A 16,052-nucleotide genomic window follows, 5' to 3' on the forward strand; every position below is an offset into this window, starting at 1 on the left:
GGCGGCTCAGCTCTGGACGAGGGTGCCCAGGTGTCGCTCGACCACCGGGAGCGCGTCGGCCACGGTGACCGGGCGGCCCAGCTCCGCGCTGAGCGAGGTGACGCCGGCGTCCCGGATGCCGCAGGGCACGATCCGGTCGTAGTACGTCAGGTCGCAGTCGCAGTTGAGCGCGAAGCCGTGCTGGGTGACGCCCCGGGAGACCCGGATGCCGATCGCGGCGACCTTGCGGGCCGGGCCCCGGTCGTCGGCCGGCACCCACACCCCGCTGCGCCCCTCCACCCGGTCGGCGACCAGCCCGAACTCGGCGCAGACGTCGATCAGGAGCTGTTCGGTCCGGCGGACGTAGGCGACCACGTCCACCGGGTCGGGCAGTCGCACGATCGGGTAGCCGACGAGCTGGCCCGGCCCGTGCCAGGTGATCTTGCCGCCCCGGTCCACGTCGATCACCGGGGTGCCGTCCATCGGCCGGTCCCACGGTTCGGTGCGCTTACCGGCGGTGTAGACGCTCGGGTGCTCCAGCAGCAGTACGGTGTCGGGGCTCTCGCCGGCCACCACCGCCTCGTGCAGTCGGCGCTGCTCGTCCCAGGCGGTCTGGTAGTCGAGGAGCCCAGCGCGAACCGCGCTCAAACCAGAGGTCGTCGTGCTCACGCTCCCACCCTAGCCCCACCCCACCCCGCCACCCCGGTGAGCCGCCTCACTGCCCCGCCCGGCCGACGGGCGGCGAGGGCGGCGACCAGCGGCGAGGGCGAGAGGGTGGGGGTCAGCGCGGTGGGAGGGACCAGAGCCAGACGTCGTGGACGCGTTGTGGGGGGCCGAGCAGTTCGGTGGCGGTGCGGCGCAGCGCCTCCTCGTCGATGTCGTACTTCGCGCCGTGTACCTGGTCGGCGAGGACGATTGCCTCGACCCGCCAGTGCCGCAGGTCGGCGCGGACCAGTTCCCGGGTGCCGTCGGTGATGATCGGCGTCCGTCCGGTCCGTCCGGCCTGGTCCATCAGCGAGTCGAAGGTACGCGGCACCGGTCCGATCCGGCCCCGCCCGTCCGGCCCGCCGGGGCCGAGGAAGAACCCGGCCGGCAGGGCGAACTCACCCTGCTGGTGGGCCAGGGCGTACGCCTGCCAGCGCTGCCCGTCCGGGGTGACGTCCACGGTCAGCGGGATCGGGGTCAGCACCCCACCGGGGGAGACGTGCTTCCGCCACGCGCCCGAGGTGATGAACTCCGGGATCGGCTCGCGGGCGATGGTCAGCAGGGGGGTGGGCAGTAACGGCAGCAGCGCCACCGCGTACCCGACCGCCCAGGCCAGCCCGGTCGGACGGTGCCGGGGCGGGTCGGCGCGCAGCCGGTCGACGGTGTACGCCAGCAGCAGCCCGATCACCGGGGCGACCACCAGCGCCAGCCGGGCCGGCAGCGCGGCGTTGATCACCGGAAGCTGGCCCAGCCACTCGAACGGCAGCGGGAACCCGGTCCGCTCGCCGTCGACGACGGCCTGCGGCCCCCAGGAGAGCACGGTGAACACCACGGCGGTCACCCCGAGCGCGAAGAGGGTGGCCCGACGGGTGGCGGTGGCGTGTCGCCAGAGGAAGCCGAAGCAGACCAGCACGAGCAGCAGCAACGGAACGCCGAAGAACGAGTTCTCCTCGGTCGGGTTCGGGGCCAGCGACGTACGGAGGCCGGCCTCGCCGGCCAGCGACCGGCGCGGGTACGCCAGGTACGCCGCCATGTCCTCGGAGTGGACCACCGGGTCGAAGCCGGTGCCGTGGAACCGTTGCGGCCCGGCGAAGTGCAGCCAGAGCGGGTACGCCAGCAGCGCCCCGGCGACCACGGCGGTGACCGCGATCCCGCGCAGGAAGCACGGCAGCGCGGCCCGGACGGCGACCCGGTTCGCCGGGTGCGCCGCCCAGACGGCGAGGAAGACGGTGAGGGCGAGGGCGGTGAAGAACAGCCCCTCGGCGGCGATCGAGAAGGCGACCGCGACCAGCACCCCGAAGATCGCCCCGTTGCGCAGCCAGCGGCCCGACTCGCGGAGCGCGAACAGCCGCCAGACCAGCAGCGGCACCAGCCAGCCGGCGCTCCAGTTCAGATGGGCGTTGGCGTGCGAGACCATGCCGGGGGAGAAGGCGATCACCAGCGCCCCGACGCCGGCGGCGAGCCGGGTGGGCACCAGGTGCCGGGAGAGCAGCCAGTACCAGGCCAGCGCGGTGGCGGCCAGGTTGAGGGTGAGGATGACCAGGAACGTCGCGGGCGGCCCGATCAGGTACGTCAGCGGCGCGAACACCGCCGCGTACACGGTGATCGAGGTGTTGACCGCGAGGTTGACCCCGTCCGGGACGTTGAGCAGGTACGTGAAGAGCGGGTTGTCGCCGTGGGTGAGCGCGTGCGCGCCGAAGGCCAGCAACCACTCGAAGAGGGCCTGGTCGCTGGAGTTGACGGTGATCGCCCGTCCGTTCGGGTTCTGCCAGAGGCCGCTGGTCACCCACACTGCCAGGGCGAGCGCGACCAGCGCCATCACCAGGTCTGCCCGGCGGTTCCGGGGCGGGACGGACGACGGCGCGGGCGGCGGCCCGGTGACCATGGACGGGGAAGTCGGCACGGAGCGGACGTTACCAACCGTCACCTGACAGACCGGCCAGACACCGAAGTGCGGGACAGCCGGCGTGTCCACACGTTTAAGAGTGTGAATGTGTTAACGGGCGCCATGTCATGGATTCGTCATTCCGGCGTAACGTCGCGGCAATTGAAGTGACTCAGTTCACATCTGGAGGCCGCCGTGCGTCGACCCCCGTCCGTCCTCTCCCGGCTCGCCGCCGCGCTGGCCGGAGCCGTCCTCGCCGTCACGGGGGCCGCCATGGCCGCCACCCCCGCGCAGGCCGCCAGCCTGACCCCGGTCAGCGGCTTCGGTTCCAACCCCGGCAACCTCGGCATGTACTCTTACCGACCGGACGGCCTGCCGGGCAACGCCCCCGCCGTGGTGCTGCTGCACGGCTGCTCGCAGAACGCCACCGGCTACTTCAACAACTCCGGCTGGCGCAAGTTCGCCGACCAGTGGCAGTTCGCGCTGATCCTCGCCGAGCAGAAGTCCGCCAACAACTCCAGCACCTGCTTCAACTGGTTCGAGGTCGGCGACACCACTCGGGGCCAGGGCGAGGCGCTCTCCATCAAGCAGATGGTCGACTACGCGCGGGCGAACTACGGCATCAACCCCGGCCGGGTGTACATCAGCGGGCTCTCCGCCGGGGGCGCGATGGTCTCCGCCATGCTCGCCACCTACCCGGACACCTTCGCCGCCGGCTCCGTCATCGCGGGGGTGCCGTACCGCTGCGCCACCAGCACGATCAACGCGTTCTCCTGCATGAACCCCGGCGTGAACAAGACCCCCGCCCAGTGGGGCGACCTGGCCCGGAACGGCTACCCCGGCTACACCGGCGCCCGGCCGAAGGTGGCCATCTGGCACGGGACCTCCGACTTCGTCGTGGGCGCGGCCAACGCCACCGAGTCCCGTGACCAGTGGACCAACGTGCTCGGCATCTCCCAGACCCCGATCAGCACCACCAACCTGCCTGCCGGCACCACGCTGGAGACGTACAGCGGCGACCAGGTACGCGTCTACCGGATCTCCGGCATGGGCCACGGCACCCCGGTCGACCCGGGCAGCGGTGCCGACCAGTGCGGTACCGCCGCCGCGTACTTCCTGGACACCATCTGCTCGGCGTACCGGGACGCGCTCTACTTCGGCCTGGGCGGCTCCACCGGCCCGTCGCCCACCGCCAGCCCCACCACGGCGCCCCCGCCCACCCCCACCTGCGTGACCGCCAGCAACTACGCCCACGTCACCGCCGGCCGGGCCTACCAGTCCGGCGGGTACGCCTACGCCGCCGGCTCGAACGAGCGGATGGGCCTCTACAACACCTTCACCAGCACCACCCTCAAGCAGACCGGCACGAACCACTGGGTCATCGGCTGCTGAACCGCACAGGAGGGTCCCTCACCGGGCGACGCCCGCGGCGTGGGGGACCCTTCCCCGTGTCCGACTAGACCGGAGCGCGCCCCGGCGGTGGCTCGGCCCGGCGGGCTCGCTCCGCCCGCCACGGTGCGTCGGCACCGACCGGTCGGCCCCGGAGCCACGTCCGCTGCGGCGTGGCCGCTATTCGTGCAGAGCGGCGTGTAGGGCGCCGGGCAGGTCCGGGTGGCGGAAGGGGAAGCCGGCGCGGTAGGGGCGGCCGGCCCGGGTCAGCACCCCGGGCAGGACGCGGGCGCTGGTCAGCGCCTCGTGGGCGAAACCGCCCAACGCGATCTTCAACGCCAGCGCCGGGATCGGCATGATCGCCGGTCGGTGCAGTTGCCGGGCCAACTCCCGGGTGAACTCCTTGTTCCGGACCGGGTTCGGGCCGACGACGTTCACCGGGCCGGCCACGTCCTCCCGGTCGAGCAGATGGACCACCGCGTCGAGCCAGTCGACCATTGCGATCCACGGCAGCCACTGCCGGCCGTTGCCGAGCTTCCCGCCGATGCCCAGCCGGAACGGGAGAAGTTGCGGCTTGAGCAGGCCGCCGTCGCGGTGCAGCGGCAGGCCGGTGCGTAGTCGCACCACCCGTACCCCGGCCTCCTCGGCGGGGCGGGTCGCTCCCTCCCACGCCCGGACGACGTCGGCGAGGAACCCCTCGCCAGCCGGGGCGTCCTCGTCCACGGACCGGTCGCCGGTGTTGCCGTACCAGCCGACGGCCGAGGCGTTCAGCAGCGTCTTCGGGCGGTCCTCGGTCGGCAGCCGGGCCATCGTGATCGCCAGGGTGCTCGTGGTGTCGACCCGGCTGGAACGGATCAACGCCCGGTACTCGTCGTTCCAGCGCTTGTCCCCGACCCCGGCCCCGGCCAGGTTGATCACCGCGTCCGACGTGGCGACCACCGCCGGGTCGAGTCGCGCGGTGCCCGGATCCCACTGCACCTCGCCCGGGTGGCTCGTCGGTCGGCGTACCAGTCGGGTGATCTCGTGTCCATCGGCCGCGAGCCGGGCGATCAGCCGGGTGCCCAGGAAGCCGGACGCGCCGGCCATGAGGATCCGCATGCCCCATCTTCGCGCGAAACGATGCCGGAGGCGCGGTCAGCCCGGATCGTGGTCCACTCCGGTCACCCGATCCCCGCAGGCCCAGCCGAGGAAGCGGGCGAAGAGCTGCGGCGGCTCGGGCACGTCGTGCGGGTTGAGCCGGTAGAGGTCGGTCACCGCCTCGTGGAGCTGCCCGGCCAGGTAGACGCAGAATCCGATCCGGTCGTCGGCGTACTCCCGGCTGAGGGTGAGGCGCGCGACCGCGCACGGCCACGGGTGGGCGCAGGCCCGGCACAACCAGATCGGGCGTACGGGAGTGTGCGGTCGGGGCGGTGTCACCAGTGCCCGCCGTTGCGCCGGCGAGGATCGCGGGGCGGCTCGGTGGGCACCGGAAACCTGCGGTCGGGGCAGGAGGACCAGCGCAGGCCGCAGGAACACCAGCGCCGCCAGCCGCGCCAGGTCGGCCGGTGCCGAGGTGCCAGGGGTACGGGGTCGGAGGGTCGCGGTGGCGTCATGGGTCCTCCCGGTACGGGGCGCGGCGGGGCACCCGGCCGACCGGCGGGGAAGTGGTCGGCCGGGCGCGTCCTGCAGGACGACCAGCTCCAGGTGTGCAGACCAGGGAGCCGGTCGTCGTCAACTTATACTTAGTACCACTCAGAGATCAACCACCGACTACCGCTTACTTGTCAGTAGAAGATGGGCGTGATCAAATGGCGGTGCAGACCAGGGAGTCACCATGCCCGCCAAACCGAAATGGGCGCAGCTCGCGGAGCACATCCGTGAGCGGATCGCGTCCGGAGAACTCGCCCCCGGTGACAAGTTGCCGTCCACTGCTCAGTTGTGTCGAGAGCACGGCGTGTCAGCCGGGGTGGTCAATCACGCCATGATCGTGCTCAAGACCGAGGGGCTCGTCGAGGGCGTACACGGGCTCGGGGTGTTCGTCACCGAGCGGCCGGAGTAGGCCTCCGCGCGGCCCTGACCCACGCCGGCCTGACCCACGCCGGGTCTGGGCCGGCGTGGGTCAGTCGTGCCGCCGAATCTTGGACAGTTACCGTCTTCGTTGGACGGTAACTGTCCAAGATCTGGAGGTGCGGCCGGGCGAACGCGGTCGAGGCCCAGTTCGGGCCGCGACGTCAGGGGTGTGCGCGGCCACCGCAGGACGTTCTGTCCGGCATCATGGTCGCCGTGAGTGCTGACGACTGGGTCACCATCGCGGCCTACGAGAACACGCCTGGCTGCCGACAGCCGCTGGCTGCCGTCCGCGCTTGACTGCGGGACCGTGGCATCGACTGGATGCCGTTCGGGTCGAGCGAGATCTACTTCGATCTGGCCTGCGGTGTTGGTTCTGACGGTCACTGGCACGGCTGGTTCGACGTCCGGGTCCGGGCCGCCGCTCTTCGCCGCCTCGGGCTGCATCCCGACCAACCGACCGCGACGGTCACCGGGCCGACACCGCCCGGCTGGTGGCATGCCGCCGCGGAACGCGACGCCCGATGACGTCAGCGATCGCCTCTGAGACTCGGGTCCGGGTCGGGGTGGTGGATGCTGCGCAGGTCGTACAGCTTCGGATCGCTGTGCTCGATGAGCGTGCCGATCTCGGTCAGGTGCGGACGAGCCTCGGGCATCCGGAGCATGGCCTGGAAGTGCGCGGCGCTGGCCCACTGGGCGTAGTTGACCACCCGGGTGCCGTCCTGGCTGGCGTGTACGTTGGCCGACCGGAACCCCGGCACCGTGGCGAAGAAGTCCTTCGTCGTGCGGTCGAGAGCGGCCACCAGTTCGGCCTGTCGGTCCGGGAGCACGGTGAACACGTTGATCAGCGTGACCAGGTCGGCGTCGGTGCTGATGACGGTGTGCGGAGTGGTCGACAAGGCGCGTCCTCCGGGTGCCGAAGGCCATGAGGCGGCCCGTCGGCTCGTGGGGTGGGTGCACGATCGTCCCGTGGGTCCCGCGCCTCAATGCCCCCGGCGGTCTCCTTGCCGGATGCACCGCGACGCTGACGATCACCCTACATGGATCACATCGACCGCGGGCATCGCCTCGACCGGCCCGCGAGTCTCCGTCGAGCTACGGCCGCTCCACTGCTCGCACAGTGACCAGGTCTTCGAGACCGACGAAGTCGCTCGGGTTGGTGGTGTACAGGGGCAGGTCGTGAGCATGTGCGACGGAAGCGATCATCAGGTCCGCGACCCTGCGGCGGGGGGTGCGGCCGGTGAGCAGTACCGCCGCTGCCAGCAGTCCGAAGGATCTCGCCGCCTCGGCGTCGAACGGAAGTGGGTCGAACGTCGCCTCAGCGTGTTGCAGGACGCTGGTACGCCGAGCCCGTTCCCGGGGATCGTCGGTGTGGTGCGGGCCGGCGGACAGTTCGGCGAGGGTCACCGCGCAGATCACCAGCTCGTCTGGTAGTTGGTCCGGTGCCAGAGCGGGCAGGTGGATGACGATGTTGGTGTCGACGAGCCCTCGGCTCGGTGGCTCACCACTCACGGTCGAGCAGGTCCTGCTCGGCGAGAGCATCGATGTCCTGACGGAACCTCTCCGCGTCGAGGAGCGGGGCGGTGGCGAACGCGGCCAGCACCTCCGTCCGTGGAACGAAGGTGCGCCGCCGCAGCGGGATGAGCTTCCCGATGGGGGTGCCGTTGCGGGTGATGACGAAGGACGCGCCGTGCTCGACGTCACGCATGATCGCACCGGAGTCGTTACGCAGTTCGCGCTGGCTGATTTCTCGGTGAGCTGGCTCGGCCATGGGTCGAGTCTATCCAGGTGTGCTACGAGGTGCTACGACATCGCCAGCACGTCGAGCGCCTCGCCCTGGCTTTCGGCGAGCCGGAAGTCCATGAACACGAAAGGGGCGCCCCGGCAGGGACGCCCCTTCGTGGTGAACAGGATCAGGACAGGCCGAGCTCCGCCTCGAAGTTGCCGGCCTCCAGGCGCTCCTTGACCGCGACCAGGAAGCGGGCCGCGTCGGCGCCGTCGATCAGCCGGTGGTCGTAGGAGAGGGCCAGGTAGACCATCGAACGGACGGCGATCACCTCGCCCAGCTCCGGGTCGTTCACCACGACCGGACGCTTGACGACCGCACCGGTACCGAGCATCGCCGACTGCGGCGACGGCACGATCGGGGTGTCGAAGAGCGCGCCCCGGCTACCGGTGTTGGTGAGGGTGAAGGTCGCCCCGGCGATCTCGTCCGGGCCGATCTTGTTGGTCCGGGTCCGGTCGGCCAGGTCGGCGATCCGCTTGGCCAGCCCGCCCAGGTTCAGGTCACCGGCGTCGTGCACGACCGGCACCATCAGGCCCCGCTCGGTGTCCACCGCGATGCCCAGGTTCTCGGACTTCGGGTAGGTGATCGTGCCGGCGTCGAGGTCCATGCTGGCGTTGACCACCGGGTACGCCTGGAGCGCCTCGACCGCCGCCAGCGCGAAGAACGGCAGGAAGGACAGCTTCACGCCGTGCCGCGCCAGGAAGGCGTCCTTGGCCCGGGCCCGCAGCTTGGCGACCTTGGTGACGTCCACCTCGACCACCGTGGTGAGCTGCGCCATCTCGTGCAGCGACTCCTGCATCCGCTTGGCAATGACCGCGCGGATCCGGGGCATCTTCTCGGTGGTGCCCCGCTTGGCGCTGGGCTGCGCCTTCGGCTGGGCGGGGGCGGCCGGGGCCTGCGCCGGGGCGGCGGCGGGCGTCGGCGCGGCCTTGGCCGCCTTGGCCTTCTCCACCGCGTCCAGCACGTCCTGCTTGCGGATCCGGCCACCGACCCCGGTGCCGCTGATCGAGGAGAGGTCGACGCCGTGCTCGGCGGCGAGCTTGCGTACCAGCGGGGTCACGTAGCCGGCGCCCTCCTCGCCGCCGGCCTGCGCCGGGGCGGACGGACGCTGCGGGGCGGCCGGGGTGGCCTGCTGCTCGGCCTTAACCGGCTGTGCCGCCGTCTCGGCCTCGGCGGCCGGCTCGTTGTAGGACACGCCCGGGGTCGGCTCCTGCGCGGCGGGCTTGGCCTCGGGCTTCGGCTCTGGCTTGGCCTCGGCCTTGGGCTCCGGCTTCGGCTCGGGCTTGGCCTCGGCCGGGGCGGCACCGGCCGCGCCGACTACCGCCAGGGTGGCGCCGACGGGGGCGGTCTCGTCCTCGGCGACCTTGATCTCCAGCAGGGTGCCGGCGACGGGGGACGGGATCTCGGTGTCGACCTTGTCGGTCGAGACCTCGAGCAGCGGCTCGTCGACCTCGACCGTGTCGCCGACCTGCTTGAGCCAGCGGGTGACCGTACCCTCGGTGACGCTCTCGCCCAGGGCCGGCAGAGTGACCGGGGTGCCCTCGCCCGACGGGGCCGGAGCGGCCTCGGCCTTGACCTGCTCCTGCTCCGGCTCGGGGCCGGTGCCCTCGGCGGCGGCGGTCGGCTCGGCCTGCTCGGCCGGGGCCGCCTGCTCCTCCTGCTCGGCGGGAGCGCCGCCGGCCTGCTCGCCCTCTCCGGCGATGACGGCGAGTTCACTGCCGACCTCGGCGGTCTCGTCCTCGCCCACCACGATCCGGCTCAGCACACCCGCCGCCGGGGACGGGATCTCGGTGTCGACCTTGTCGGTCGAGACCTCGAGCAGCGGCTCGTCGACCTCGACCGTGTCGCCCTCCTGCTTGAGCCAGCGCGTGACGGTGCCCTCGGTGACGCTTTCGCCGAGCCGGGGCATGGTGACCGATACCGGCATCTTTCAAGACTCCTTCGTAACCTGGGTACGGATCCTCGCCCGCTTGCCGCCGGACGTCGCGGATGTGGGTGTGATCAGGCGTGTGCGTGCAGCGGCTTGCCCGCCAGCGCGAGGTGCGCCTCGCCGAGGGCCTCGTTCTGGGTCGGGTGAGCGTGCACGAGCTGCGCCACCTCGGCCGGGTAGGCCTCCCAGTTGTAGATGAGCTGGGCCTCGCCGATCAGCTCACCGACCCGGGCGCCGACCATGTGCACGCCGACCACCGGACCGTCCTCGACCCGGACCAGCTTGATGAAGCCGGTGGTCTTGAGGATCTGGCTCTTGCCGTTGCCACCCAGGTTGTAGTTGTAGGTCTTGATCTTGTCGGCGCCGTACTGCTCCTTGGCCTTGGCCTCGGTGAGACCGACCGAGGCCAGCTCCGGGTCGCAGTAGGTGACCCGGGGGATGCCCGCCTCGTCGATCACGGCCGGGTTCCGGCCGGCGATCTCCTCGGCGACGAAGATGCCCTGCTGGAAGCCGCGGTGCGCGAGCTGGAGGCCGGGGACGATGTCACCGACGGCGTAGACGTTCGGCACGCCGGTACGCAGCCGCTCGTCGGTCAGCACGTAGCCCCGGTCGATCTTGACGCCCTGCTGCTCGTACCCGAGGTCGGCGGTGACCGGACCGCGGCCGACGGCCACGAGCAGCACCTCGGCCTCGATGGTCTCGCCACCGGCGATGGTGACCTTGACGCCCTGCTCGGTCTTCTCGACCTTCTCGAACGGCTTGCCGACCTTGAAGTTGATCTTCCGCTTGCGGAACGCCCGCTCCAGCGCCTTCGACGACTCCTCGTCCTCGGCGGCGACCAGCCGGGGCAGCGCCTCGATGATCGTCACGTCCACACCGAAGGACTTCCACACGCTGGCGAACTCGACGCCGATCACGCCGCCGCCGAGCACGATCGCCGAGGCGGGCACCCGGTCCAGGGTCAGCGCGTGATCGCTGGTGATGATCCGCTCGCCGTCGACGTCCAGGCCGGGCAGGCTGCGGGCGTACGAGCCGGTGGCCAGCACGATGTTGCGGCCGGTGTAACGCTTCCCGTCGGCCTCGACGACGTTCGGGCCGACCAGCCGGCCGGCGCCCGACACGAAGGTGATGTTCTTCGAGCTGCCGACCAGGCCCTGGAGGCCCTTGTACAGGCGGGCGACGACACCGTCCTTGTACGAGTTGACGCCGGCCATGTCGATGCCCACCAGCTCGGCCTTGACACCGAACTGCTCCGACTCCCGGGTGCTGTCGGCGATCTCCGCCGCGTGCAGCAGCGCCTTGGTCGGGATGCAGCCGTTGTGCAGGCAGGTGCCGCCGAGCTTGCCCTTCTCGATCAGCGCGACCTTGAGGTCCAGTTGGGCGGCGCGCAGTGCCGCCGCATAGCCGCCGCTGCCTCCTCCGAGGATGACAACGTCGAAGGTCGCGTCGTTCGGCTCGCTCACACTCAACTCCCAGGTCGCGTCGCTGCTACGAGGGTCATGCCAGGAAAAGGGCATACTCGCCTCGGTCATCTTGTCACCTGCCCTCGCAGGGCGCGTACTGAGGTGCTCAACGACACGTCGAGGACACGTACGCTTGGCGGAAGCCTTCTCGAGACGGTGGGTGGAGGGGATGGCCGGTGGCCCTGTTCCGACGACGACGCAAGCCCAGCGGTGACACGGGATCGGGGCGCGCGGCCGAGCGCGCCGCGCTGGAACACCTGGAGAACTTCGTCCGGACCAGACGGGGGGTCGAGGCGTTCATCGAACCGCAGACCACCGTGACCGAGACCACCGTGATGTTGATCGCCGACGACGGGGAGTGGACCCGGCGGCGCATCGACTCACCGGAGAACGCCCGCCGCTTCGCCCACCGGCTCGCTATCCCCATCTACGACGTGCGGCTGGTCGGCTACCCGCAACGGATGCGCGACTACAACGAGCGACGCAAGCGCCGCCCCGAACTCTACTGACCGCGCCGTCCCCAGCTCTACTGACCGGAGTCGTGCCGGCCCTGCCCGGCGACGCTCCGGGTGGGTCGGGCGGCGCCCTGAGGTGGGTCGGGCGGTGCCCTGAGGTGGGTCGGGCGGCGCCCTGAGGTGTTTGCAGGGGTCCCCTGTTACCGCTTTGTGCGTAACAGGGGACCCCTGCTACCACCTCAGCCCTCGGCGGCGATGTCCTCGACGAGCTGGACGAGGGTCCGGACCGGCACGCCGGTGCCGCCCTTGGTCCAGTAGCCGGTTGCCTCACCCGAGTGGTAGCTCGGCCCGGCGATGTCGATGTGCGCCCAGGCCACGCCGTCGGTGACGAACTCGCGCAGGAAGGTGCCGCCCTGGAGCATGTGCCCGGCCCGGTCCATCCCCGCGTTGATCTGGGAGATGTCGGCGACCTCGGAGTCCATGCCCTTGCGGACGTCCTCCGGCAGCGGCATCGGCCAGGCCGGCTCGCCGACCGCGTCGCCGACCGTCCGGACGCGCTCGCAGAGTTCCGGCGTACCCATCACCCCGGCGACCCGCTTGCCGAGGGCGACCACCTGCCCACCGGTCAGAGTGGAGGTCTCGAAGAGGTAGTCGCAGCCGTCCGCGCAGGCCCGCGCGATCGCGTCGGCCAGGATCATCCGGCCCTCGGCGTCGGTGTTGAGCACTTCGACGCGCTTGCCGTTGAACATGGTGATCACGTCACCCGGCCGGTACGCCGTACCCGACGGCATGTTCTCCGCCATCGGCACGTACGCGGTCACCGCCACCGACGGCTTCAGCGCCGCGACGGCCAGCATGGTCGCCGCGACCGCCGCCGCACCGCCCATGTCGGACTTCATCTCCCACATGCCCTGGGACGGCTTGATGGAGATGCCGCCGGTGTCGAAGGTGATGCCCTTGCCGACCAGCGCGACCCGCTTGCCGGTGGCACCGCCCGCCGGGGTGTACGTGAGCTTGACCAGGCGCGGCGGAGCCTCCGAGCCCTGCCCGACGGCGATGATGCCGCCGTAGCCCCCGGCGGCCAGGGCCGCCTCGTCGAGCACCTCGACGGTCAGGCCGGCCGCCCGGGCGGCCTCGCCCACCAGCTCCGCGAAGACCGGCGGACGCTTCTCGTTGGGGGCGATGTTCACCCAGTCGCGGCTGAGCCGGACCGCGCCGGCCACCGTCCGCGCCCGCTCGGCCTCGGCCAGCGCGGTCGCGTCCCCGGCGTCCGGGACCGCCACCAGCACCTCGGCGACCGGCTCCCGCCGGGTCGGCTGCGGCTTGGTCTTGTAGCCGGCGAAGCGGTACCCGCCGAGCAGCGCGCCCTCGGCGACCGCGCGCAGCGCCGCCGGGGCGTCCGCGTCGTCGGGCAGCGGCAGGCTCAGCGCCACCCGCCCGGCGCCGGCCAGCGCGCGGACCACCGATCCGGCGGCCCGGCGCAGCGTCTCCGGGGCCGGGGCGGCACCGGTCGGCTCCGGACCCAGCCCGACCGCGGCGACCAGCGGCGCGGTGATCGTGCCCAGCGTGGCGAGCTTGATCACCTCGCCGGGAGCGCCGGTCGCGCCGAGCAGGGCCAGCGTCTCGGTCAGCTTGCCGTCGAAGGCGGCGGCGATGCTCTCCGCGCCGCTGCCGAGGAGCAGGGAACCGGCAGGCCCGCTGGTAGCGTCCTGCTCACCGGTCTGGCTGTGTACGCCGATCACGATGGCGTCAACGGCAAGCTCGGCGGGGTCGGTGTCGACCAGGCTCAGGGTGGTGCTGGGCGATGTCACTGAAGCTACTCCGGGCGGGCCGGGCCGGTCGCGGGTTGCGTCCGGCGGTGATGGTCTCCGGGGGCAACCTACCCGGCCGGGGACGATGCTGTCCCGCCCGTGGTCCTGGCGGGTCCCGCCGATGCTAACGACCAGCGTGGCCCCCGGTAAGTTTCCACCATGACCGACGTGACCTCCGACGTGACCGCGACCCGGCCCCGTCGTTCCCCGCTGCACGAGCGGCACGCCGCCGCAGGTGCGAAGTTCGCCCCCTTCGGGGGTTGGGAGATGCCCCTGGAGTACGCCGGGGGCGGCGTTCTCAAGGAGCACACCGCGGTCCGGGAGGCCGTCGGCGTCTTCGACGTATCCCACCTCGGCAAGGTGCGGGTGACGGGAACCGGCGCGGCCGAGTTCGTCAACTCCTGCCTCAGCAACGACCTCGGCCGGATCGGCCCGGGGCGGGCGCAGTACACCCTCTGCTGCGACGACGCCACCGGCGGCGTGGTCGACGACATCATCGCCTACCTGCACGACGACGGGCACGTCTTCCTCATCCCGAACGCCGCGAACACCGCCGAGGTGACCCGTCGACTGCGCGCCGCCGCGCCGTCGTCGGTCACCGTCACCGACGAGCACGAGGCGTACGCCGTCCTGGCCGTGCAGGGGCCGCGCTCGGCGGCGCTGCTGGAGGCCCTCGGCCTGCCCACCGCGCACGAGTACATGAGCTTCTCCACCGCCACCCTCGACGGCGTGGACCTGACCGTCTGCCGGACCGGCTACACCGGCGAACTCGGCTACGAACTGGTGGTGCCCGCCGCGCACGCGGTGGTCGTCTGGGACGCTCTGTTCGCCGCCGGGACGGAGTTCGGGCTGCGCGCCTGCGGTCTGGCCGCGCGGGACACCCTGCGCACCGAGATGGGGTATCCGCTGCACGGGCAGGACCTGTCGCTGGAGATCACCCCGGTGCAGGCCCGGTGCGGCTGGGCGGTCGGCTGGACCAAGCCGGCCTTCTGGGGCCGGGACGCGCTGCTCGCCGAGAAGGCCGCCGGTCCGCGTCGTACCCTGCGCGGCCTGGTGGCGGTGGACCGGGCGATCCCCCGTGCCGGCATGACCGCGCACGTCGGCGACGCCCCGGTCGGCACGGTCACCAGCGGCACCTTCTCGCCCACCCTCAAGCAGGGCATCGCCCTGGCCCTGCTCGACACGGCCGCGAACCTGGCCGACGGCGACGAGGTCGAGATCGACGTACGGGGCCGCCGCGCCCGCATGCGCGTGACCCGCCCGCCTTTCGTCCAGCCCTCCGTCAAGTAGCCCGGGGGTTGTCGCCGGAGTCCAGGACAGCCTGGGTCCAGCCGCCCTCGAGGACGCCGGTGGGGGCCAGCAGGGCCCAGTCGACGATGTCGGTCGACTCCACCACGACGGGGGCGCCGATGCGGACCTGCGGGTCGTTCGTGGCGTCGCTGGCGCTGGTGGCGCTGATCCGCTCCGGGGTGTCCCACGAGGTCACCGCCGCCCAGACGAACTCCGGGCCGTCGTCACCGGGGAGGCCGTACTTCACCACGAGCTGCGTCTCGGCCGGCAGCGCGCCGGCCAGGAACCGGGCCCGGACGTCCGGCAGCGCGGCCCGGGCGGTGGCCACCGCCTTCGACATGGCGTCGCCTTGGCGGGCGTACCGCACGTCCGGCTGGATGCCGGAGAACAGGGTGGCGCAGGCCGAGGCGAAGTAGCGTCCGGGCGGCCCGGGGTGTCCGGTCGGCGGGTGCAGGCTGAGGAACGAGTCCGCCTCTGGATCCGTCGCCGGATCCAGTTCCAGCCGCAGCAGCACCGGCGCGGTCGCCCCGTGCTGCTCCGGGTTGCCGTACGCCACCGCGATGTCGTGCCCGGTCACGGTGGTGAGCACCGGAAGCTGGACGAACGCCGGCACCTCCTCGCCGGCCAGCCCGTCGGTCCAGGTCCGCAGCAGCCGACGGGCCGCCCCGGTCAGCACCGCGCCCCACGCCCGGGTCAGGTGGTCCGGCACCCCCTGGGTCTGCAACTCCAGCAGCCCGAACCGGCGCAGCCCCTTGGTGGTGAACCAGAGCCCGCCGGTGTCCGAGGAGTACGGCACCAGCACCCAGTCGACCAGCCGGATCCGGCCCTGCTCGTCGGGGAGCGAACGCAGCGCGGTCGCCGGGTCGAGGAACTGCAACCCGAACACGTCCACCACGTCCCCGCCGACCGTCTCGGCGACGGCGGCGGCCACCGCGCGGGCGGCCCACTCGTGGGCCGGCGGCCATCCCGGCCGGTACTCGGCCCGGACCACCACCACGTGGGTCGCCTCGGCCAGCCGCCCCAGCTGCGCGTCGGTCGCCCCGAACGCGGTCAGCAGGTCCGGCGGGATCGCCGGGAACTCCTCGATCGGCCGGGTGTCGACGCTCATCAGCGGGCTCGCCAGCATCTGCCGGGCCAGCCCGTGCACCGGTTCGGCCAGCCGTCCGGTCAGCCCGGCCACCGCCGTCCGGGTGCTCACCCTCGGCAGCCCGCGCATCGGGACCAGATAGGTCGCGGTCAGTGTCTCCGGTACCGGAAGGGGTAGGAAATCGTCCGTGATGAGCAATTCTTCCCCCATTGCCGTGCCGGTGCTG

The 16,052-nt window shown here is 71.9% G+C and carries 16 protein-coding genes; 5 read left to right on the top strand and 11 right to left on the bottom strand.

Annotation, left to right across the window (positions count from 1 at the left end; translation table 11 throughout):
- Positions 1–6 precede the first annotated feature (6 nt).
- Together lipB and GA0074692_RS01245 are read right to left on the bottom strand one after the other, a co-directional pair.
- Positions 7–648 (bottom strand): lipoyl(octanoyl) transferase LipB, encoded by a 642-nt coding sequence (gene lipB, locus GA0074692_RS01240; protein ID WP_091638660.1) that lies wholly within the window; start codon positions 646–648, stop codon positions 7–9.
- A 112-nt stretch (positions 649–760) separates the two neighbouring features.
- Positions 761–2,587 carry a DUF6311 domain-containing protein gene (locus tag GA0074692_RS01245; RefSeq protein ID WP_091638661.1) on the bottom strand — a complete coding sequence of 609 codons (1,827 nt, stop codon included), beginning with the start codon at positions 2,585–2,587 and terminating at the stop codon, positions 761–763.
- 255 nt (positions 2,588–2,842) lie between these two features.
- Here GA0074692_RS01245 and GA0074692_RS01250 point away from each other — a divergent pair, with 255 nt between their 5' ends.
- Positions 2,843–3,961, top strand: coding sequence for an extracellular catalytic domain type 1 short-chain-length polyhydroxyalkanoate depolymerase (locus tag GA0074692_RS01250; protein ID WP_176738651.1), 1,119 nt, complete (start codon positions 2,843–2,845; stop codon positions 3,959–3,961).
- A 177-nt stretch (positions 3,962–4,138) separates the two neighbouring features.
- Here the strand turns inward: GA0074692_RS01250 and GA0074692_RS01255 are convergent, their stop codons facing one another.
- Complete coding sequence (locus GA0074692_RS01255; RefSeq protein WP_091638663.1) at positions 4,139–5,056, bottom strand: TIGR01777 family oxidoreductase; 918 nt, start codon at positions 5,054–5,056, stop codon at positions 4,139–4,141.
- Between the two features lie 36 nt (positions 5,057–5,092).
- Complete coding sequence (locus GA0074692_RS01260) at positions 5,093–5,374, bottom strand: hypothetical protein (protein ID WP_342672817.1); 282 nt, start codon at positions 5,372–5,374, stop codon at positions 5,093–5,095.
- A 397-nt stretch (positions 5,375–5,771) separates the two neighbouring features.
- Between GA0074692_RS01260 and GA0074692_RS01265 the strand changes: the two genes are divergently transcribed.
- Together GA0074692_RS01265 and GA0074692_RS01270 are read left to right on the top strand one after the other, a co-directional pair.
- Entirely contained in the window at positions 5,772–5,996 is a 225-nt protein-coding gene (locus GA0074692_RS01265) for a winged helix-turn-helix domain-containing protein (RefSeq protein WP_091638664.1), read from the top strand.
- A 332-nt stretch (positions 5,997–6,328) separates the two neighbouring features.
- Positions 6,329–6,532: a hypothetical protein gene (locus GA0074692_RS01270; RefSeq protein ID WP_091638665.1), complete on the top strand. Its 204-nt coding sequence runs from the start codon at positions 6,329–6,331 to the stop codon at positions 6,530–6,532.
- A gap of 2 nt (positions 6,533–6,534) precedes the next feature.
- Here GA0074692_RS01270 and GA0074692_RS01275 read toward each other — a convergent pair whose 3' ends face one another.
- The 5 genes from GA0074692_RS01275 to lpdA form a co-directional block, all read right to left on the bottom strand.
- Complete coding sequence (locus GA0074692_RS01275) at positions 6,535–6,903, bottom strand: antibiotic biosynthesis monooxygenase family protein (protein ID WP_091638666.1); 369 nt, start codon at positions 6,901–6,903, stop codon at positions 6,535–6,537.
- Between the two features lie 196 nt (positions 6,904–7,099).
- Positions 7,100–7,516, bottom strand: a complete 417-nt coding sequence (locus GA0074692_RS01280; RefSeq protein ID WP_218106514.1) for a type II toxin-antitoxin system VapC family toxin — start codon at positions 7,514–7,516, stop codon at positions 7,100–7,102.
- The gene (locus GA0074692_RS01285) at positions 7,506–7,775 is read right to left on the bottom strand and encodes a type II toxin-antitoxin system Phd/YefM family antitoxin (protein ID WP_091638668.1); all 270 of its coding nucleotides are present in this window, start codon (positions 7,773–7,775) and stop codon (positions 7,506–7,508) included. Before GA0074692_RS01285 ends, GA0074692_RS01280 begins: the two co-directional genes overlap by 11 nt.
- Before the next feature lie 142 nt (positions 7,776–7,917).
- Complete coding sequence (gene sucB, locus GA0074692_RS01290; protein WP_091638669.1) at positions 7,918–9,717, bottom strand: 2-oxoglutarate dehydrogenase, E2 component, dihydrolipoamide succinyltransferase; 1,800 nt, start codon at positions 9,715–9,717, stop codon at positions 7,918–7,920.
- A 74-nt stretch (positions 9,718–9,791) separates the two neighbouring features.
- The gene (lpdA, locus tag GA0074692_RS01295; protein WP_176738652.1) at positions 9,792–11,237 is read right to left on the bottom strand and encodes a dihydrolipoyl dehydrogenase; all 1,446 of its coding nucleotides are present in this window, start codon (positions 11,235–11,237) and stop codon (positions 9,792–9,794) included.
- Positions 11,238–11,359: 122 nt separating this feature from the next.
- Here lpdA and GA0074692_RS01300 point away from each other — a divergent pair, with 122 nt between their 5' ends.
- Positions 11,360–11,692 carry a hypothetical protein gene (locus GA0074692_RS01300; protein ID WP_091638671.1) on the top strand — a complete coding sequence of 111 codons (333 nt, stop codon included), beginning with the start codon at positions 11,360–11,362 and terminating at the stop codon, positions 11,690–11,692.
- Positions 11,693–11,877: 185 nt separating this feature from the next.
- On the opposite strand, the gene GA0074692_RS01305 is transcribed toward GA0074692_RS01300, so the two are convergent.
- Complete coding sequence (locus GA0074692_RS01305) at positions 11,878–13,449, bottom strand: leucyl aminopeptidase (RefSeq protein ID WP_091638672.1); 1,572 nt, start codon at positions 13,447–13,449, stop codon at positions 11,878–11,880.
- A 159-nt stretch (positions 13,450–13,608) separates the two neighbouring features.
- Between GA0074692_RS01305 and gcvT the strand changes: the two genes are divergently transcribed.
- On the top strand, positions 13,609–14,739 hold the full coding sequence (gcvT, locus tag GA0074692_RS01310; protein ID WP_091638673.1) for a glycine cleavage system aminomethyltransferase GcvT: 1,131 nt from the start codon (positions 13,609–13,611) through the stop codon (positions 14,737–14,739).
- Here the strand turns inward: gcvT and GA0074692_RS01315 are convergent.
- Complete coding sequence (locus tag GA0074692_RS01315; protein WP_091638674.1) at positions 14,732–16,024, bottom strand: DUF2314 domain-containing protein; 1,293 nt, start codon at positions 16,022–16,024, stop codon at positions 14,732–14,734. The genes gcvT and GA0074692_RS01315 overlap by 8 nt on opposite strands.
- Between the last annotated feature and the right edge of the window lie 28 nt (positions 16,025–16,052).

This window comes from Micromonospora pallida (assembly GCF_900090325.1).
In the GTDB taxonomy this organism is placed as follows: Bacteria; Actinomycetota; Actinomycetes; order Mycobacteriales; family Micromonosporaceae; genus Micromonospora; species Micromonospora pallida.